The sequence below is a fragment of the Rhizobium sp. JAB6 genome (genome assembly GCF_003024605.1).
In the GTDB taxonomy this organism is placed as follows: domain Bacteria; phylum Pseudomonadota; class Alphaproteobacteria; order Rhizobiales; family Rhizobiaceae; genus Rhizobium.
Map to the genome: position 1 here is coordinate 406538 of NZ_PYJQ01000009.1, position 19546 is coordinate 426083.

Below are 19546 nucleotides of genomic sequence, written 5' to 3' on the forward strand. Positions count from 1 at the left end.
AGATGACGGAATTCGCCCCGGATGCCGGTCTCCAAAAGAACCGGAAACTCAAGGACGCTCTGCTGCAGCACAAGGCACTGTCTAAAGCGGGTCTCTCCGAGCGCCTGTTCGGAATGCTGTTTTCCGGCCTTGTCTATCCGCAGATCTGGGAAGATCCGGATATCGATATGGAGGCGATGGAGCTGCAGGCACATCATCGCATCGTCACCATCGGTTCGGGCGGATGCAACATGCTCGCCTACCTCTCGCAAAACCCGGCCTCCATCGACGTCGTCGACCTCAATCGCCACCATATCGCCCTCAACAAGCTGAAACTCGCCGCCTTCCGACTGCTTCCGGGCCATGCTGATCTGGTGCGCTTCTTCGGAACGCCCGATATTGCGGCCAATAGCCAGGCCTACGACCAGTTCATCGCGCCGCGCCTTGACGCCGCAACGGCTGACTACTGGAACGGTCGGGATCTCTATGCTCGGCGCCGCATCACGGTGTTCAATCGCAATATCTACAAGACGGGCCTTCTCGGCCGCTTTATCGGCGCTGCCCACATATTGGCGCGCCTGCACGGCGTTCGCCTCGAAAAGATGACGGAAGCCCGCACCATGCGCGAGCAACGGCAGTTCTTCGAAGAGGAGATCGCGCCGATCTTCGACAAGCCGGCGGTTCGCTGGCTGCTCGGCCGTAAGAGCTCACTCTTCGGCCTCGGCATCCCGCCGCAGCAATATGACGAGCTTGCCAGCCTCGCGGGCGACGATTCCATTTCCGCTGTGCTGAAGCACCGTCTTGAAAAGCTCGCCTGTCATTTCCCGATGCGCGACAATTACTTTGCCTGGCAGGCGTTCTCCCGGCGCTACGCTGCCCAGCACCAAGGCCCCCTGCCCACCTATCTGAAGCCGGAGCACTATGCGGCGATCCGGGCCAATGCCGACCGTGTGAGCGTCCATCACGCCAATTTCACCGAGCTTCTCGCTTCGAAGCCCGCCGCCTCGCGCGATCGCTATGTCCTCCTCGATGCGCAGGACTGGATGACCGACGAGCAGCTCAACGGCCTTTGGGCGGAGATAACCCGTACGGCCCGCGAAGATGCCCGCGTCATCTTCCGCACGGCGGCCGAAAAGAGCATCATCGAAGGCCGCCTTTCTCCGGCGATCCGCGATCAGTGGGTCTATTTCGAAGAGCGTTCGCAGGAGCTCAATGTTCGTGATCGTTCGGCCATCTACGGCGGCTTCCACATCTACGGGAAAAAAGCGTGAGCCAGGCGGGTACGGGCATAGAAGCCAGCGATAACAATCACGCCAAGCTGATGGACGGCATGTATCGCTATCAGCGCCACATCTATGACCTGACCCGCAAGTATTACCTGTTCGGCCGCGATCGAACGATCGAACAGCTGAATGTTCCCGTCGGCGGCTCGCTTCTGGAAGTGGGCTGCGGCACGGGCCGCAATATGCTGCTCGCCTGTCGGCGCTTCCCCTCGGCCCACCTATATGGCCTTGATATTTCACAGGAAATGCTGATCTCGGCACGCAGCAATTTCCGCGGCTTGAAGCAGATGCCCGATTTTCGCGTTGCCGACGCCACTGCTTTTTCGCCCGCCGATTTCGGCGCTGAAGGGTTCGACCGCGTCATGGTTTCCTATGCGCTGTCGATGATCCCGGACTGGACAAGCGCTATCGACGCGTCCCTCGATGCGGTCGCGCCGGGCGGCGAGCTTCACATCGTCGATTTCGGCCAGCAGGAGGGACTGCCACGCTGGTTCCGGGCCATGCTCAAGGGTTGGCTGAAGAAATTCCACGTCACTCCCCGCGCCGATCTTCTGATGGTGCTCGAAGAAAAGGCTGCAGCACGGGGCATGTCGGTGAAAACCGAAAAGATCGGCCATGGCTATGCCTGGCGGGCCGTGGCGACCCGGCGCGGCGCCTGAGCGGCGGTAGATTCCCGCGCAAAATCCGGCCGCGGAGGGCTTCAAGCATGAGAATTTGCTTGAAGATAACGCATTTTTTACGTTGATATGGTGAATAAAGTGGCAAGACCAGCTGGCAACGGTATGGTCTGCCGCTCTTTCGGATTCTCGGGGACCACATTACGGAAGCCAAGTCTTGGGGCAGCAAGATCACTCGGGCCATAACAGGATATCCATGCGCCGGCTTCTGGCATGCCTACTGCCGTTCGCTCTTGCGTTGAATGGCTGCACGACGGGCTATGACGCCCTCTCGACTGCGGCCCTTCCCAAGACGAGGTTCGCCGATACGAAACCCCAGGACTTCGGCCGCGATCATCCACAGCGCCATCCCATCCATGGCATCGATATTTCCAAGTGGCAGGGCGATATCGATTGGAAAGCTGTCAAGGGTTCGGGTGTCGCCTTCGTCTTCATCAAGGCCACGGAAGGCAAGGACCGGATCGATCCGCGCTTCACCGAATATTGGAACGAAGCGAGCGCTGCGGGACTTCTGCACGCACCCTATCATTTCTTCTATTTCTGCTCCACGGCCGACGAGCAGGCCGATTGGTTCATCCGCAACGTGCCGAAGGATGCCATGGCGCTTCCGCCCGTCGTCGACGTGGAATGGAACCCGGGCTCCCCGACCTGCAAGACCAGACCGGCTCCCGAAACGGTGCGCAGCGAGATCAAGCGCTTTATGGATCGCCTGCAGGCCTATTACGGCAAGCGCCCGATCATCTATACTTCGGTCGACTTCCACCGCGAAAATCTTGTCGGCTATTTCAAGGACTATCACTTCTGGGTTCGCTCCGTCGCCAAACATCCGAAAGAGACCTACGCAGACCGCAGCTGGGCCTTCTGGCAATATACCTCGACGGGGGTCATTCCAGGCATCAAGGGGCCTACGGATATCAATGTTTTTGCCGGTTCCGAACAAAATTGGCACAACTGGGTAGCGGCAGTAGAGAAGCAGGGAAATTCTTGAGACTGCAGCCAATTCTCTCTTGCTTATGTCACAATCTTCTGTGAAAGCGACCCTATTCTATCACTGGAAAGGATCGCTCATGGATCGTGACACCATTCGACGCGGCGCTCTCGCGTTGCTCTTCGCCTCAGCCATGACCGGTACGGCATTGGCTCAAAGCGCAGCACCCGCTGCAGTGCCGCCGGCGAGCAGCGATGCCACTCCCAAAGTAGCCTGCGGTGGCGATCTCACCACGTTCCTGGCCGGCGTGAAGGCCGAGGCGATTGCCGATGGCGCGGATGCGGCCGCTGCCGACAAGACGCTCGCCGGCGCTCAGATCGATCCCAAGGTCCTTGCCATGGACCGCGGCCAGGGCGTCTTCCGCCAGACCTTCCTCGAATTCTCGCAGCGCACCGTCAGCCAGGGCCGTCTCGACATTGGCCGCCAGAAGATGAAGCAATATGCCGACGTCTTCGCCAAAGCCGAACAGGACTATGGCGTCCCTCCTGGCGTCATCACCGCCTTCTGGGCAATGGAAACCGACTTCGGTGCCGTTCAGGGCAATTTCAATACCCGCAACGCGCTCGTCACGCTCTCGCATGACTGCCGCCGGCCGGACTTTTTCCGGCCGCGCCTGATCGCGCTGATCGAACTCGTCCAGCGCGGCGATGTCGACCCGGCAACGACGACGGGTGCATGGGCTGGCGAAATCGGCCAGACGCAGATGCTGCCGCCCGATATCATCGCTTATGGCACCGACGGCGATGGAGACGGTCATGTCAATCTGAAGACCAGCGCTCCGGACGTGATCCTGACGACGGCACGCTTCCTCCAGCATCTCGGCTTCCAGCGCGGCCAGCCCTGGCTGCAGGAGGTGACGGTTCCGGATAGTCTTCCCTGGGAAAAATCCGGCATCGGCGGTACGCTGACGGCCGGTGACTGGTTCAAGCTCGGTGTCAAGCCGCGCGATGGCAACACGAGTTTCGGCTCTCTGCCGGCTGCCCTCATCCTGCCGCAGGGCCGCAAGGGACCTGCCTTCCTGACCTATCCGAACTACAATGCCTATCTCGGATGGAACCAGTCGTTCATCTACACGACTTCCGCCGCCTATTTTGCCACGCGCTTTGCCGGCGCTCCGCCCTATAACAAGGGCAATCCCGAGCCGGGTCTCAACGATGTCGATATGAAAGCGCTTCAGACCAAGCTTGTGGCCCGCGGCTATGATGTCGGCAAGATCGACGGCATTCTCGGCTCCGGCACGCGTGTCGCGATCCAGAAAGAACAGTTCCGTCTGGGGTTGCCGGCCGACGGCTGGGCGACAGCGGCACTCCTCAACGCACTTTGATTTCCCTCATTTATCGATCGAAAAGGCGGCTGCAGGCCGCCTTTTCTGTATCTGCTCCCCTCATTCTGGTAGGTGCCGCGATCCCGCGACGGCAAGAAACGGGTGGAATACCCGCGCTCTTCCGGTTTAGCTGAAGCGAAAGAGGAGAGATGCCATGAATAGTGAGCACCGAATGAGCGCATCGACCTGGGGCCTGCTGCTTTTGCTAGGGTTGATCTGGGGCGGCTCCTTCTTTTTCGCACGCATCGCGGTTCACCATGTACCACCTTTCACGCTCGTCTTGCTGCGTCTGTCCTTGGCGGCGATGGCGCTGCACATCTATCTGGCCGGTCGCCTCGGCATCTATCGGTCGCTGCGACAGCATTGGCGGCAATTCCTGCTGTTGGGGCTGATCAACAATGCGATCCCGCATGCCTTGATCTTCTGCGGCCAGACCCAAATGGGCGCCGGACTTGCAGCCATCTTGAACGCGACGACGCCGATGTGGACGGTGTTGATCGGCAATCAGCTCACCACCGACGAATGCCTGACGCCGGCAAAGCTGATCGGCTGCCTCACCGGCTTCCTCGGGGCGGCGATCCTGCTTGGCCCAAGCACTACCAGCAGCAGTTCGGTTCCAGTCTGGGCACTGTCGCTGCCGATCATCGCGGCGATCTCCTATGGCTTTGCGGCAATCTATGCCAAACGTTTCAAGGGCATCGCGCCGCCTGTCGTGGCCGCCGGCCAGCTGAGTGGCTCCTCGCTTATCATGCTCCCGGTTGCGCTGGTGATCGACCAGCCTTGGACGCTTGCCACACCTCCGGTGCCTGCAATTGCCGCCATTCTCGGCCTGGCGCTGCTATCGACCGCCTTTGCTTATATTCTCTATTTTCGCATCATCGAGCTTGCCGGCGCCGTCAATGCCTCGCTCGTCACGTTGCTGGTGCCGCCGAGCGCGCTGTTGCTCGGTTTCCTCTTCCTCGGCGAGAGGATGGGGCCTGCGGAAATCGCCGGCATGCTGCTCATAGCCGCCGGTCTGCTCATTCTCGACGGCCGGCTCTTCGTGTGGATGCGACGCAGCGTCAGAACGCACGAAACATAATCCCAGGCTCCTTCCGGAAGCCAGCGCTCACAACAAATTAATATTTATTTACAGCTCGTCAGCGAGCCGGAATCGACATTTATAAAGCAATATCAAATCGCTGCTGCAAGTTCATGAATCGCGCGGGAAGCTCCATACCGCGTCGCAGCATCGAATGTTCTTTCCAAGCAACACATTTTCGACATAAAATTTAACGGCTGACTGAGGAGAAAGACATGGGATTAACACGATCCATCAACGTCCTAGTGGTCGGTGCGGCCTTCGCTTTTGTCGTGACGATGCTTTTCATCTGACGGACTCGGCGAAATTCGCAGGCGACCAGACTCCGAGAAGTTAACAAAACCCCTGTATTATTGGAAAAGCGCATGCCCCGCCGGACATGCGCTTTTTATCGTTACCTGCGCGAAAACGCTTTAGGCGGCAGCGCCAGCCCGGGAATCCACTTTACGCTGCAGGCCGAGCCGCTCGAGCACGGCGGAAACGAGCGCCGAACGGTTCATCGTATAGAGATGAAACTCGTGAATGCCACGGCGTACCAGATCCTCGATCTGTTCGGCGGCAACATCGGCTGCGACCTTGGCTCGTTCCTCGATATTGTCGTCCAAGCCATCGAAACGCTCATCGAGCCAGGAAGGGATACTGGCGCCGCATGCACCGGCGAAGCGCTTCAGCTGCGTCAGGTTCTGGATCGGCATGATCCCCGGCACAACGGGAATCCGGATACCGGCGGCGCGAACGCGATCGTGATAGCGTTCGAACGCATCATTGTCGAAGAAGAACTGCGTCAGGGCTCGGTCGGCACCATTCTCCGCCTTGCGCTTCAGCATGTCGATATCGGCTGCCGTATCGCGGCTTTCCGGATGCTTTTCGGGATAGGCGGAAACGGAAATATCAAAATCGCCGCGCTCGCGCAAAGCGCCAACCAGTTCCGCGGCATTGGCATAACCGCCCGGATGCGGCTGGTAGGCCGAGCCGACACCGCCGGGCGGATCGCCACGCAAAGCGACGAAACGGCGAACCCCGGCTGCAAGAAACTCGTCGATCACGCGATGCGTATCTTCGCGCGTGGCACCGACGCAGGTCAAATGCGATGCGGTCGTAAACGGCGTCTCGTGGATCATCTTGCACACGGCAGAAAGCGTCGGCGCCTTGGTCGAGCCGCCTGCCCCATAGGTTACCGAAACGAATTCAGGTTCCCAATCGCTAAGTTCCGCGACGGTGTTCCACAGCTGCTCCTCAGCCTCTTCCGACTTCGGCGGAAAGAACTCGAAGGAGATGCGGATGCCCGCGTCACGGCTTTCTAATCTCGAAGACATGTCAAACTCTCCCGGCAAGAATGGGGGATGACTGGTGGCCCTGGTCGGACGCAATCAGCAACCGCGGGTCGCGCGCCAGCCAGATGGTGACGGTCAGCGCCTGTCCGCCTTCCCTCCCCGAATGAAGATCCTGCACGCGCTCCATATCCAGTCCCGCCAGTTTCAGCCAATCCGACATGATCTGATGCGAGAAGCCGAGGCGAAGATGCGCATGCTCGTCACGCAAATATTCAAGCCCGTGCGGCGCGAGATCGATGATGACAAGCCGGCCGCCGGGCCGCAGCATTCGCGCTGCCTCGTTAATGGCAACTTCCGGCTGATCGAGGAAATGCAGCACCTGGTGGATAGTGATGAGATCGAAATCCTGCTGCTCGAGCGGCAGGTTGAAAATATCGCCATGCCGCACCGAGGCGGCGGTGATGTTGGCACGGTCGAGATTGGCGCGGGCGACCGCCAGCATGTCCCGGCTTGCATCGATGCCGACGGCTCGGCGATAGTGCCCGGCCAGAAGCTGCAGCATCCGGCCCGTGCCCGTGCCCAGATCGAGGAAGGAGTCGATCGGTTGCGGACCGATAAGATCGATCAATGCCTTGTCGACATCCTCATCCGCGACATGGAGGCGACGCAGTTCATCCCACTCGGCGGCATTCCGGCTGAAATAGGCCTGGGCGCGCTCGGCGCGAATGCGCTTTACGGAGGCGAGACGTTCCCCGTCGCGCAGCAGCACCGTATCCTTTTCGGCGGTATGGCGCAGGAGGCTGCGGGCCAGCGTCACGGCCTTGCCCTCCTGCTTCAACCGAAAATAAGCCCAGGCGCCCTCCTGATAACGATCGATGAGGCCGGCTTCACCGAGCAGCTTCAAATGCCGGGAAATGCGCGGCTGCGACTGGCCGAGAATTTCGGTAAGGTCGGTAACAGTGAGATCGCCGGCCGCGAGTAGCGCAAGAAGACGCAGCCGTGTCGGCTCGCCGACCGCCTTCAGCACATCCACCACCTCATCCAAACCGAGTTTAACCAGATCCGTCATTCCACACCCAATCAAGATATAAAGATATCTTTATGTGATTTGGGTTTTCATGGCAAGAGCCAATCGGCCCGTCATGGGAATTCGACGTCGGAAATCTGTTAGTTTCCGGCGAAAACGGAACATCGACGGCAATGGCTGCATAAACGAAAACCCCGGACAAGCCGGGGTTTTCAAATAGCCAAACCGGGAGCTTAGCGAGTCAATCGCTTATGCGCCTGGCTGCCCGGATTGAGGGCATCAGGACCGAGGCGACGGATTTTGTCCTGCTCGTAATCTTCGAAATTGCCTTCGAACCATTCGACATGACCGTCACCTTCAAAGGCCAGGATATGCGTGGCCAGGCGGTCGAGGAACATGCGATCGTGGCTAATGATGATGGCGCAGCCAGCAAAGTTTTCGAGCGCGCTTTCCAGCGCCCCCAGCGTCTCCGTATCGAGGTCGTTGGTCGGTTCGTCGAGCAGAAGCACGTTGCCGCCGGATTTCAGCATCTTGGCCAGGTGAACGCGGTTGCGCTGACCGCCGGAGAGACTGCCGACCTTCTGCTGCTGGTCGCCGCCCTTGAAGTTAAAGGCACCGCAATAGGCGCGCGAGTTCATGTCGAACTTGCCGAGCTTGATGATTTCGGCACCGCCGGAGATTTCCTCCCATACCGTTTTGTTGCCGTCAAGCGCGTCGCGGCTCTGGTCGACATAACTGAGATGCACCGTCTCGCCGATACGGATCGAGCCGGAATCCGGCTTTTCCTGCCCGGTGATCATCTTGAACAGGGTCGTCTTGCCGGCGCCGTTCGGCCCGATGATGCCGACGATGCCGCCGGGCGGCAGCTTGATCGACAGATCGTTGATCAGCGTGCGGCCTTCGAAACCCTTGGTGATGCCTTCCATCTCGATCACCACCTGGCCCAGACGCTCGCTCACCGGAATGATGATCTGCGCATCACCGGGACGCTGATTTTCGGCAGCATCGACCAGCTGTTCGTAAGCATTGATACGCGCCTTGGACTTGGCCTGACGGGCTTTCGGGCTGGAGGCGATCCATTCCTGTTCGCGGCTGATCGCCTTCTGGCGGCCGGCTTCTTCACGGGCTTCCTGCAGCATGCGCTTGGCCTTGGCCTGCAGATAGGCGGAGTAGTTGCCTTCGTAGGGAATGCCGCGGCCGCGGTCGAGCTCGAGAATCCAGCCGGTAACATTGTCGAGGAAGTAGCGGTCGTGGGTGATCATCATCACGGCACCCGGATAGTCGCGCAGGTGCTTTTCCAGCCAGGCAATGGTCTCAGCGTCGAGATGGTTGGTCGGTTCGTCGAGCAGCAGCAGGTCCGGCTGCGAAAGAAGCAGGCGGCAAAGCGCGATACGGCGGCGCTCACCGCCGGAAAGGCTGGTAACTTCGGCATCGCGCGGCGGGCAGCGCAATGCATCCATCGCCATCTCCACCTGGCTTTCCAGATCCCAGAGGTTCTGGCTGTCGATGATATCCTGGAGCTTCGCACCCTCTTCCGCGGTCTCGTCCGAATAGTTCATCATCAATTCGTTGTAGCGATTGAGGATTTCGGTTTTCTTGGCAACGCCTTCCATGACGTTTTCAAACACCGTCTTATTGGGATCGAGCTGCGGCTCCTGCGGCAGATAGCCGATGGTAGCGCCTTCGGCGAGCCAGGCTTCGCCGGTATATTCCTTGTCGAGGCCAGCCATGATGCGCAGCACCGTCGACTTACCCGCACCGTTCGGACCGAGAATACCGATCTTGGCGTCGGGGTAGAAGGAGAGATGGATATTCTCGAGAATCTTCTTGGCGCCATAGGACTTATTCAGACCGGCCATATGATAAATGAACTGACGTGCCATAGCTTGGGTTGCTCCACGGACGAATAGCGTTGCGATTTGTGCCGCTATGTAGGCGAAACCCCGCCCTCGGGCAACGGCGAAACCTTGTCCGAGGGCATTATCCGCGTCAGAAAGGCCGTATTTCTCAGAAGCCGGCCGCGTCCACCATGCCACGATCGCAGCCGAACGACGTGCTGCCGGCGCCCTGGATCAGTTTGGCGAGCCGAGGTTCGCTGCCCTGCTGGGGGGAGATCGCATCTTCAGAGAGGCCGATGGTCAACTCCGAAATAACCCTGACATCACCGACCCGGCGGCAGCTCATCTTGATGCGTGCATTGGCGCCCTCGCCGAAGCTTTGATCAAAGGCTGCCTTAATGCTCTCGGCATCCAGTTCCTTGCCGATATTCTGCGCAAAGAGATCCCGCACGGCCGATGTATTGAGCTCGGCAATCAGGCCTGCGGCAATGGAGAAATATTGGTCGGCGCTCAGCTTCGTGCAGGTGCCGTGCTTGATCCATTCATGCCGCTCCAGGCCCGATTGGGTGCCCGGCATCACCTTGTCGAGCTTAGCCTTGACGTCCTGAGAAAGCTGTACCGCCGGCAGGTCCTTCCAGTCGCGGCCACGATCCGCCTGCTTCAGATCCTCGGAAACATCGCAATATTCCTGCCGCATCGGCCAGAGACCATGCAGGGAGAAATTCGTTGCGTCATGATTGTCCGGCGACTGGTTGCGGCATTCCGCCTTCTTTTGGTTCGTCTGACAAAATGCCGGCTCCCAGCTTGCCGCCAGGATAAAGCGCGTCCGTCCACGGCTATGCTCCTGCGCCATAGCGCTTGCCGCCGCCCCGACCGAAACGAGCACAACCGTAAATACCCGAAGCCACTGCTTCATTCTTACCTCCAACTAGAACATTATAGGAACAAATAAGCAGTTTGAGCGAGCGGGCGCAATCCTGAATCGCAGCGCTCGGAAAGATTTATTTCTGTGAGCTTTACCACCTATCCATTGCAATCGCGCGGATGATAACCTTTGGTCCAACTGGGGAGGAACGAATATATGTTCGCCGAGACGAAGCGCCTGAAAAGTCCGACGGGCGCAACCCTTGCCTATCATCATTTGCCTGCGGCGACCGGTGCCTGCGGCATCCTGCTGATCTCGCACGGCCTTGCCGAACACTCCCGCCGATACGAGACCTTTGCCGATGCAATGGCCCGCCAAGGCTTTCATGTCTATGCCCACGATCATCGCGGCCATGGCGAGACGACCGCCCATGACGCCCCCCTCGGCCGCTTTGCCCGAAGAAATGGCGCCGCTCAGGTCATCGCCGATGTGCTCGCCATGCGCGAACTCGCCGCACGTGCCCATCCCGGCCTGCCGATCATCCTGTTCGGACATTCCATGGGCGGGTTGATCAGCCTCAACGCCGTGGTCACGCATCCGGACAAGTTCGATGCGGTCACGGTCTGGAACTCCAATTTCAATCCGGGCCTCGCCGGCCGTGCCGCCCAGCTCATCCTGAAAACGGAACGCATGTTCAAGGGATCGGACGTCCCGAGCGGGCCGCTGCCGAAACTGACCTTCGGCAGCTGGGGTAAATCGATCGCGAACTGCCGTACCGATTTCGACTGGCTCTCGCGCGTTCCCGAACAGGTGGACAAATATATTGCCGACCCCCTTTGCGGCTTCGATGCCTCAGTCTCGCTTTGGCTCGACCTGTTCGAACTCACCTTCCGGGCACCGCAAAAGGCCCATCTCGATCGTCTACGACGCGACATGCCGATCCATCTTGTCGGCGGCGGCAAGGATCCGGCGACCGACAATGCGAAAGCGATTTCCTGGCTGGCAAAGCATTTGAAAAGAGCCGGCTTTTCTCATATTACCATTGAGATCTACCCCGACATGCGGCACGAGACGCTCAACGAAATCGGCGCCGACAAAGCCATTTCCCGCTTTGCCGACTGGTGCAAAACGGTGGCAAATACCTGATTCTCAAGGAAGTTCTGTAATGGATACCTCCAGCGGCTCCTCGGCACGATTGCCGCAATCGGAGCTGACCTTCGGTTTGGTGATGATGTTTCTCTCCGTCGTCCTCTCGCCGATCATCGACATCTTCTCCAAGCTTGCGGCAACTACCATTCCGCCCGGCGAAGTGACCGCCGCCCGCTTCATTTTCCAGGCTCTTTTTGCCCTGCCGATGATGGCGGTTCGCTGGAAATGGGGCGTGTGGAGCTGGCGGCGCAGCGGTGTCCATGCCATCCGTGCCGCGGTGCTGACGCTGTCCATGGTGTCGTTCGTCACGACGTTGCAGGTGATGGAGGTTGCCGATGCCATCGCCATCTTCTTCGTCGAGCCAATGATGCTGACGATCTTGAGCAGCATTTTCCTGAAGGAAACCATCGGCTGGCGGCGCTATACCGCCTGCGCCGTCGGCTTTTTCGACGCGATGCTGATCATCCAGCCAAGCTTTCAGGAAGTCGGTTTCATCGCCTTGCTTCCTGTCGTCACCGCGCTTTGCATCGCCGTCTATGTCATGATCACGCGCGTCGTCTCCCACAGCGAGGACGCATGGTCGATGCAGTTCCAGACGGCTTTGTGGGGGACAGGCTTCAGCCTGGTCCTGCTTGCCATCGGCCGGGCGACAGGGTCTACAATCCTCGACCCGGTGATGCCGGATCAGACGGCTATGCTCTATCTGCTCGGAGTTGGCGCTACTGCAGCGGCGGCGGGCATTCTCACGGTATATGCCTATCGCGCCGTGCCGGCCTCGACGCTCGCGCCGCTGCAATATTTCGAGATCGTTTCCGCCACGATCTTCGGCTGGCTCGTCTTCGGCAATTTTCCCGATGCGATCAAATGGCTGGGCATCCTCATCATCATCGGGTCCGGTCTCTACATTCTTTGGCGCGAGCAGCGCTTTGCTTCCAAGCCCGTATCCGATACATCTGAAACGGCATTCACGCCCTAAGCGGGAGAGCGAATCGACATGACAGACCAGAAAACCAAGAAACCTCCGCTGTCCGGTATTCGTGTCATTGAACTCGCCCGCGTTCTCGCCGGTCCCTGGGCCGGGCAGATGCTGGCCGACCTCGGTGCCGATGTCATCAAGGTGGAAAATCCCGACGGCGGCGACGATACGCGCCAATGGGGACCGCCCTTCGTCGAAGGCCAGGATGGCGAAAATCTCTCCGCCGCCTATTATCACTCCGCCAATCGCGGCAAGCGCTCCATCACCGCCGACCTCAAGACCGAGCAAGGGCAAGAGTTGGTGCGCCGACTGGTGAAAACGGCCGATGTGGTGATCGAGAATTTCAAGCTCGGCGGCTTGGTAAAGTACGGGCTGGATTATGAAAGCCTGAAGAAGATCAATCCCCGTATCGTCTATTGCTCGATCACCGGCTTCGGCCAGACCGGCCCCTATGCCGGTCTCGCAGGCTATGACTATATCGTTCAGGGCATGTCCGGCTTCATGTCGATCACAGGTGAACCGGATGGCCAGCCGATGAAAGCGGGCGTCGCGATCGCGGATATCTTCACCGGCATCTATGCCGTGTCGGCAATCGAGGCCGCGCTGATCCACGCCCTGAAGACCGGGGAAGGACAGCTGATCGACATGGCGCTGCTGGATGTGCAGTCGGCCGTGCTCGCCAACCAGAACATGAATTATCTGATCTCGGGCAAGCCGCCGTCCCGGCTCGGCAACGCTCATCCCAATATCTCGCCCTATGAAGTCGTACCCACCGCCGACGGTTATCTCATTCTTGCCGTTGGCAATGACGGACAGTTTCGGCGCCTCTGCGCCATTCTCGGCATCGAGGCGCATGCCAACGACGAGCGCTATGCGACTAACAAGGCGCGCGTCGCACACCGCAACGAGATACGGGCGTTCGTCTCTGCGCAGACGCTGAAGTGGAACAAGGCGGAACTGCTGCAAGCCTGCGAGACCAATGCCGTTCCGGCCGGCGCCATCAACACGATCGAGGACATGTTCTCCGATCCGCAAATTGTGGCGCGGGGCCTGAGGATCGATCTCGAAGATAGTGCCGGCACCGTCATTCCGAGCGTCCGCACACCGATCGTGCTGTCGGAAACGCCGTTGACCTATACGCGGCCGAGCCCGCGCCTCGGCGAACATCAGGAGGAAGTTCTGGCCGAATTGGCCGAACTGGAGGGAAAGGCAAGGACATGAAGCGAACGGGCGGGCAACTCATCGTCGAGGCTTTGAAGGCAAATGGCGTGCAGCGCATTTCCTGCGTGCCGGGCGAGAGCTTTCTCGCCGTGCTCGATGCCCTGCATGACACCGATATCAAGGTGCTCGTCTGCCGCCAGGAAGGCGGCGCGGCGATGATGGCGGATGCCTGGGGCCGCTTGACCGGCGAACCGGGCATCTGCATGGTCACCCGCGGCCCTGGCGCCACCAACGCTTCCGCCGGCCTTCATATCGCGCGGCAGGATTCGATCCCGATGATCCAGTTCATCGGCCAGGTCCAGCGGGATGCTCGCGAGCGCGAGGCCTTCCAGGAGGTCGAATTTCGCCGCGCCTTGACCGAATTCGCCAAATGGGTCGGCGAGATCGACGATGCCGCCCGCATTCCGGAATTCGTCACGCGCGCCTTCGCCGTGGCAACATCGGGTCGCCCCGGTCCAGTCGTGTTGACCCTGCCGGAGGACATGCTGCGCGATGAGGTGGAGGCGCCACAAGCGCTGCCCTATGTCCCGGTCGCCGCCCATCCCGGCCGAGGCCAGCTTACCGATCTCCGCCAGCGCCTTTCGGCCGCAGAACGACCAATGGTCATTCTCGGCGGCACCCGCTGGAACGAAGAAGCGGTTGCCGGCATCAGACAATTCGCCGAGCGTTTTAAACTGCCGATCGGCTGCTCCTTCCGCAGGCAGATGCTGTTCGACCATCTGCATCTCAATTATGCCGGCGATGTCGGCATCGGCATCAATCCGGCGCTGGCCAAAGAGATCAAGGAAGCAGACCTGCTGATCCTTCTCGGCGGCCGTCTCTCCGAAATGCCCTCCTCGGGCTACACACTGGTCGACATCCCCTACCCGCGCCAGCAGCTCGTCCACATTCATCCCGACCCTTCGGAGCTCGGACGCGTCTATCGGCCGGACCTCGCCATCTGTGCCAGCCCGGCGGACTTCGTTTCGGCTCTCGCGGATTTGGAGCCACTGCATGAGATGCCTTGGGCCGGGCGAACCGAGCGTATGCACGCCGCCTATCTTGCCTGGTCGAAAACACCGGAAAAGAGCCCCGGGGCCGTCCATATGGGCCGCATCATGGATTGGATCGAAGCCAATACCGCTGACGACACGATCTTCACAAACGGGGCCGGCAACTACGCCACCTGGCTTCACCGCTTCCATCGCTTCCGTCGCTTCAACACGCAGGCGGCTCCGACGTCGGGCTCAATGGGCTACGGCCTCCCGGCAGCGGTTGCGGCGAAACAGCTCTTTCCGGAGCGCGACGTGATCTGTTTTGCCGGTGACGGCTGCTTCATGATGCATGGGCAGGAGTTTGCGACCGCCGTCCAGTATGGACTGGCGCTGATCGCTTTGGTCATCAACAACGGCATGTACGGTACCATCCGCATGCATCAGGAACGGGAATATCCCGGCCGTGTCAGCGCCACCGCGCTCGACAATCCGGATTTCGCGGCCCTTGCCCGCGCCTATGGCGGCCATGGCGAAACAGTGAAGGCGACGGAAGAATTCGGCCCGGCCTTCGAGCGGGCGCGCGCCAGCGGTAAACCCGCGATCATCGAAATCGCGCTAGACCCGGAAGCAATCACGCCCTCGCGTACTTTGACGGAAATCGCGCAAACAAAAGGCCGGTGAGCGCGAACCCACCGGCCTTTCGGAATGTGATGAACCGACTTAGTCGAGTGCTGCCGTCACGATGAATTCGACCTTGTACTTCGGCGCTGCGAGCTTGGCTTCGCTGGTAGCACGCGCCGGCGTATTGGCCGGATCGACCCAGGCTTCCCAGGCAGCGTTCATTTCGGCGAAATAGGCGATATCGGAGAGATAGATGATCGTCTGCAGGATCTTCGACTTGTTGGTACCGGCTGCAGCGAGCAGGCGATCGACTTCGGCGAGTGCCGACTTGCACTGATCGGTGACGCTTTCGCCTTCACCAACCTGGCCGGCAAGATAGACGGTGTTGCCGTGGATGACAGCGCCGCTCATGCGGGCGCCAACGTCGATGCGCTTGATGCTCATGATCTTCTCCTGATGTTGTTCTTCGACAGGTAAACGGGGCATGGCCTACGGCCTACCCCGCAATCCAAAGGGAGGGTAAAGGGGAGTTAGCCGCGAATGTGATGCGTCTTCTGATAGATCGCCGTGGAGCGTGCGCCCGAGCGGCAATAGCCGAGCATCGGCCGCGGAAATTCGTCGAGCGCATCGACCATGCCCTGTACGGCCTCTTCAGTTACGCCCATCGGGCCAACCGGCACCTGAGTGATCTCCAGGCCAAGTTCTTTGGCGCGGGCCTCGATGACGCCGAACGGCGTCTGATCCGGGCTCTCGCCATCGGGGCGATGGCAGACGATGGACTTGAACCCAAGAGCCTTGATCTCATCCAGATCCTTTACGGTGATCTGGCCGGATACCGAGTATTCATCGTCGATCGGGCGGATATCCATGGTTCATGTCCTCTCTAAAACCGTGGCCTTGATCTACGCCGCCATAGGGCGAGCGTCAACCGCGGCCCCCTCTCAAACGAAGGCAAAGTTGAGCATGAAATTGCGGGTTTCGCCGGGCTGGAGAATATTGAATTCGCCCGCCTCCTCCAGTTCGGCGCGCGAGACCCAGCGATGCGAAACCGGCTCGATGCCAAGCACATGCGCAGGCGCACGCTGATTGCGCCAGACCTGCAGGAATGGCAGCGTATCGGTACCGAAGCGAACTCTTAAAGTCTTGCCGCCGATGGCCGCGATCGGGCCAAGGCTGATTTCGGCCCAATCCTCGCCCTTGTCTTGCGCCGGCACGCAGAAGATATCGCCTCCCTCCTCGCCGAAGGTCCAGGGAAAGCCGCCATTGTCAAGCATCTGCCCGGCAAGGCGCGTGCCGCTGTCGAACCATTTCCCGCCGATATTCATGTGGTACATCAGGAAGACCGGCATCGCCTCTGTGCTGGTATTGACGATACGGTCCGCAAGCGAGACCTCGCCCGTCGCGCCATCGATCCGCCAAAGCCGTTCGAGCCTGGCCGTCCGCCTTTCCGCGGTGACAACATCGATATCGGCACGGCATTCCGCATTGCCGTCCTCGGATTTGGTCCAAAGAATCTTGGCGGGATGAGACGAGAGGGAACCGTGAAGCGGATAGCGCTTGCCCTCATTTGGGCCGGACATTGGCTCGGGATGGCGGATATGGTCCGGCCCGCAAGTGAAGAGGAAGCCTTCCACGGAATGGCTGATACGCGGATCGCCATCGTCGGGAACCGCGCTTCCAGGCGCAAGGTTGTTGCCGTCGACGACGCAGGCGCCGATATCCAGGACGGAGCCCTCATCCAACGTCAATTTCGGCCCTTTCGCGGCAGAAAAATCCATCATTCCTTAAATCCTCCCTGATTCGGCTCCACGCGCGGGCATTGTCCCAAGATGGCTCGCAGCCGAAATAAACGGTTATTTGGCTTATCAAATATTAACCTGAACCCTTGATCACATAAATTTTTATATTTTATTCAGCATGATAATCTAAATTTCCATACTGGCGTCAAAATTGCCATGTGTGTGTCAGCCGAACGATTATCCCGAGGATTCGACAGACGTGAACCGGTTCGTAAAATTGAGTTTTGCCTTGGCAATGACTGCCGCTGTATCTGTGCTCGCGCTCACCGATGCGCAGGCACAATACTATCGCAGTGGCAACGGCAACACGGTTCTCGTCACTCCCGACGGCCGGATTCTCGATCAATATCCTTACGGCGGCGGATATTCCATGGCCCGTGACGGACGCGGCCGCCGGGTCCTGATCGATGCCTATGGCAATGTCGTCGCCACCGAGATGAGAGCCAGCGCCTATTATCCCCGTGCGCCGGCGCGCGATACCTATGGCAATAATAGCGGCCGCTATGGCGATACACAGCTTTCCAACAACGGCGATTACCAGGATTATCGTCAGTATCGCACCGACAGCTACGGAAACTACGACGGCGCCTCCGGCAATGGTTACGACCAGCAGGATCGCGGCGTCGTTACGGGCGGCATTCCGCGCGATGGCGATATCCGGAGTCAACCACTCGACAATCAGCCATTGCTCGATAAGAACCAAAGCCGCGCGAACCCGAACGGCAGGGATTATGCCTCGATAGACCCGCAGCAGGGCGCGCCTGACATCGTCAACAAGCCGGCACCGGCGGAGCCCGTCATCACCCTCAAGGGCAAGTCCAAGATGGAGATTACCGCGCTGGAGGTCTTCCTCGCGCGGCAGGGTATTTCGCCCGGTGCGATCGACGGCCGCATGGGCGCCAATGTCACCAAGGCGATCTATGCCTATCAGCAGATGACCGGTCAGACGCTCGACCCCAACAATACCGACTGGATTCTCGAGCAACTGCGCATGTCCGGCGGCATGCCGATCGTCAACTATACGATCACGGCGGCCGATGCGGCCGGCCCCTATGTCGCTTCGATCCCCGAGGACTATGCGGCTAAGGCACAGATGCCCTCGCTCGGCTATACCTCGACGACGGAAATGCTGGCGGAACGCTTTCACATGGACGAGGGCTATCTGAAGGCGCTCAATCCCGGGGTCGATTTCACCGTTCCGGGGACGACCATCAAGGTCGTCAATACAGGCCCGGGCAAGACCGGCGCAGTCGCCAAGATCCTGGCGGACAAGGGCCGCAAGCAGGTATTCGCCTATGACGCCAACGGCACGCTGATCGCCGCCTATCCGGCCAGCATCGGCTCGGCCGACACGCCCTCGCCGTCCGGCACCGTCACCGTCGAGCGCGTCGCCTTCAATCCCGGCTATACTTACAATCCGAAGATCAACTTTCAGCAGGGCGCCAACGATAAAGTGCTGAACATTCCGCCAGGCCCGAATGGCCCGGTCGGCACCGTGTGGATGGCTCTCTCGAAGCCGACCTACGGTATTCATGGCACGCCGGATCCCTCGAGGATCGGAAAGTCGCAAAGCCACGGCTGCGTGCGCCTCACCAATTGGGACGCAACCGAACTCGCCAAGATGGTCAAACCGGGCGTCGTCGTCGAATTCGTAGACTGACCTCACCTAACGAAAGCAAAGGTGAGGATTTAGCCCTTCAACAGCCTTCATGTCCCTCGGATACATTCGCGCGATATTGCTATCAAATCTTAGAATTGATATCATTCCTCCCGCTAGGAGAAATAGCGATGGCTGCCATTACCGTAAGGAATCTTCCTGACGAGACTCACCGAGCATTGAAGCACAGGGCAGAGCAGCATGGCCGCAGCACTGAAGCCGAAATCCGCGAAATTCTCGAAGAGGCCGTTCGACCCAAGGATCGATTGAAGATCGGTTCGGAACTGGCGGCATTTGGACAACAGTTTGGCGGCCTCGATCTCGAGTTGGAACGTGAGCGAGCGCCAACAGAACCAGCCAGTTTCGAATGATTATTCTAGACACGAATATCGTCTCTGAGCCGATGAAACCGGCCGCCAACAACAATGTTTTGCAGTGGTTGGACAAGCAGCTGGCAGAAACGCTTTTCCTCACAACTACAAGCCTTGCCGAACTGTTGGTCGGCATAGAGATCTTGCCGGATGGCAAGCGCAAGATAGGTCTTGATGGTGCGCTTAAACAGCTTGTCTCGCGGCTCTTTGCTTCACGCATTCTTTCCTTTGATCAGGCTGCTGCAGAGCACTATGCGCCTTTGATCAGCCGCGCGAGATCCGCAGGATATTCAATAGCCGTTGCAGATGGTCAGATCGCGGCAATTGCGGCCACGCATGGTTTTGTCGTTGCTACGCGGGATACAGCTCCGTTCGTGGCGGCGGGGATCGCAACGATCAACCCTTGGCACGAGGGTTGACTAAAATGGCTGCACCGCGATCC

The 19546-nt window shown here is 59.5% G+C and carries 19 protein-coding genes; 12 read left to right on the top strand and 7 right to left on the bottom strand.

The features are described 5' to 3' along the window. Positions 1-2: 2 nt before the first annotated feature. The 5 genes from C7U61_RS11930 to C7U61_RS11950 all read left to right on the top strand — a co-directional run bounded on the left by C7U61_RS11930 (position 3) and on the right by C7U61_RS11950 (position 5332). Positions 3-1250, top strand: coding sequence for a DUF3419 family protein (locus C7U61_RS11930; protein ID WP_106998288.1), 1248 nt, complete (start codon positions 3-5; stop codon positions 1248-1250). Between the two features lie 50 nt (positions 1251-1300). Beyond that, a complete protein-coding gene (locus tag C7U61_RS11935) occupies positions 1301-1921 on the top strand; it encodes a class I SAM-dependent methyltransferase (RefSeq protein ID WP_181315859.1) in 621 nt (206 codons plus the stop codon). Positions 1922-2135: 214 nt separating this feature from the next. Next, positions 2136-2927: a GH25 family lysozyme gene (locus C7U61_RS11940; RefSeq protein WP_106998290.1), complete on the top strand. Its 792-nt coding sequence runs from the start codon at positions 2136-2138 to the stop codon at positions 2925-2927. 79 nt (positions 2928-3006) lie between these two features. Beyond that, complete coding sequence (locus C7U61_RS11945; protein WP_106998291.1) at positions 3007-4251, top strand: lytic murein transglycosylase; 1245 nt, start codon at positions 3007-3009, stop codon at positions 4249-4251. A 154-nt stretch (positions 4252-4405) separates the two neighbouring features. Continuing rightward, positions 4406-5332, top strand: a complete 927-nt coding sequence (locus tag C7U61_RS11950) for a DMT family transporter (protein WP_106998292.1) — start codon at positions 4406-4408, stop codon at positions 5330-5332. 413 nt (positions 5333-5745) lie between these two features. On the opposite strand, the gene metF is transcribed toward C7U61_RS11950, so the two are convergent. The 4 genes from metF to C7U61_RS11970 all read right to left on the bottom strand — a co-directional run bounded on the left by metF (position 5746) and on the right by C7U61_RS11970 (position 10387). Then, entirely contained in the window at positions 5746-6648 is a 903-nt protein-coding gene (metF, locus tag C7U61_RS11955; protein ID WP_106998293.1) for a methylenetetrahydrofolate reductase [NAD(P)H], read from the bottom strand. A gap of 1 nt (position 6649) precedes the next feature. Further along, positions 6650-7675 carry a metalloregulator ArsR/SmtB family transcription factor gene (locus C7U61_RS11960; RefSeq protein WP_106998294.1) on the bottom strand — a complete coding sequence of 342 codons (1026 nt, stop codon included), beginning with the start codon at positions 7673-7675 and terminating at the stop codon, positions 6650-6652. 191 nt (positions 7676-7866) lie between these two features. Then, a complete protein-coding gene (gene ettA / locus C7U61_RS11965; RefSeq protein WP_106998295.1) occupies positions 7867-9516 on the bottom strand; it encodes an energy-dependent translational throttle protein EttA in 1650 nt (549 codons plus the stop codon). Between the two features lie 124 nt (positions 9517-9640). Then, positions 9641-10387, bottom strand: coding sequence for a ribonuclease (locus tag C7U61_RS11970; protein WP_106998296.1), 747 nt, complete (start codon positions 10385-10387; stop codon positions 9641-9643). A 165-nt stretch (positions 10388-10552) separates the two neighbouring features. On the opposite strand from C7U61_RS11970, the gene C7U61_RS11975 reads away from it, so the two are divergent. The 4 genes from C7U61_RS11975 to C7U61_RS11990 are packed head-to-tail and all read left to right on the top strand — an operon-like array spanning position 10553 to position 15337. After that, positions 10553-11482, top strand: coding sequence for an alpha/beta hydrolase (locus tag C7U61_RS11975; protein WP_106998297.1), 930 nt, complete (start codon positions 10553-10555; stop codon positions 11480-11482). Positions 11483-11501: 19 nt separating this feature from the next. Next, positions 11502-12461, top strand: a complete 960-nt coding sequence (locus C7U61_RS11980; RefSeq protein WP_106998298.1) for a DMT family transporter — start codon at positions 11502-11504, stop codon at positions 12459-12461. Positions 12462-12479: 18 nt separating this feature from the next. Next, positions 12480-13682 carry a CaiB/BaiF CoA-transferase family protein gene (locus tag C7U61_RS11985; protein WP_106998299.1) on the top strand — a complete coding sequence of 401 codons (1203 nt, stop codon included), beginning with the start codon at positions 12480-12482 and terminating at the stop codon, positions 13680-13682. After that, the gene (locus C7U61_RS11990; RefSeq protein ID WP_106998300.1) at positions 13679-15337 is read left to right on the top strand and encodes a thiamine pyrophosphate-binding protein; all 1659 of its coding nucleotides are present in this window, start codon (positions 13679-13681) and stop codon (positions 15335-15337) included. The genes C7U61_RS11985 and C7U61_RS11990 overlap by 4 nt, the downstream gene beginning before the upstream one ends. Before the next feature lie 39 nt (positions 15338-15376). On the opposite strand, the gene C7U61_RS11995 is transcribed toward C7U61_RS11990, so the two are convergent. The 3 genes from C7U61_RS11995 to C7U61_RS12005 form a co-directional block, all read right to left on the bottom strand. Continuing rightward, positions 15377-15721 (bottom strand): RidA family protein, encoded by a 345-nt coding sequence (locus C7U61_RS11995; RefSeq protein ID WP_106998301.1) that lies wholly within the window; start codon positions 15719-15721, stop codon positions 15377-15379. A gap of 86 nt (positions 15722-15807) precedes the next feature. Beyond that, positions 15808-16146, bottom strand: a complete 339-nt coding sequence (locus C7U61_RS12000) for a sulfur transferase domain-containing protein (RefSeq protein WP_106998302.1) — start codon at positions 16144-16146, stop codon at positions 15808-15810. Between the two features lie 72 nt (positions 16147-16218). Then, a complete protein-coding gene (locus C7U61_RS12005) occupies positions 16219-17058 on the bottom strand; it encodes a DUF4432 family protein (protein ID WP_106998303.1) in 840 nt (279 codons plus the stop codon). Positions 17059-17275: 217 nt separating this feature from the next. Here C7U61_RS12005 and C7U61_RS12010 point away from each other — a divergent pair, with 217 nt between their 5' ends. The 3 genes from C7U61_RS12010 (at position 17276) to C7U61_RS12020 (ending at position 19523) form a co-directional block, all read left to right on the top strand. Continuing rightward, entirely contained in the window at positions 17276-18736 is a 1461-nt protein-coding gene (locus C7U61_RS12010) for a L,D-transpeptidase (protein ID WP_106998304.1), read from the top strand. A 128-nt stretch (positions 18737-18864) separates the two neighbouring features. Then, on the top strand, positions 18865-19104 hold the full coding sequence (locus C7U61_RS12015) for an Arc family DNA-binding protein (RefSeq protein ID WP_106998305.1): 240 nt from the start codon (positions 18865-18867) through the stop codon (positions 19102-19104). Further along, complete coding sequence (locus C7U61_RS12020) at positions 19101-19523, top strand: type II toxin-antitoxin system VapC family toxin (protein ID WP_106998306.1); 423 nt, start codon at positions 19101-19103, stop codon at positions 19521-19523. Before C7U61_RS12015 ends, C7U61_RS12020 begins: the two co-directional genes overlap by 4 nt. Positions 19524-19546: the final 23 nt, after the last annotated feature.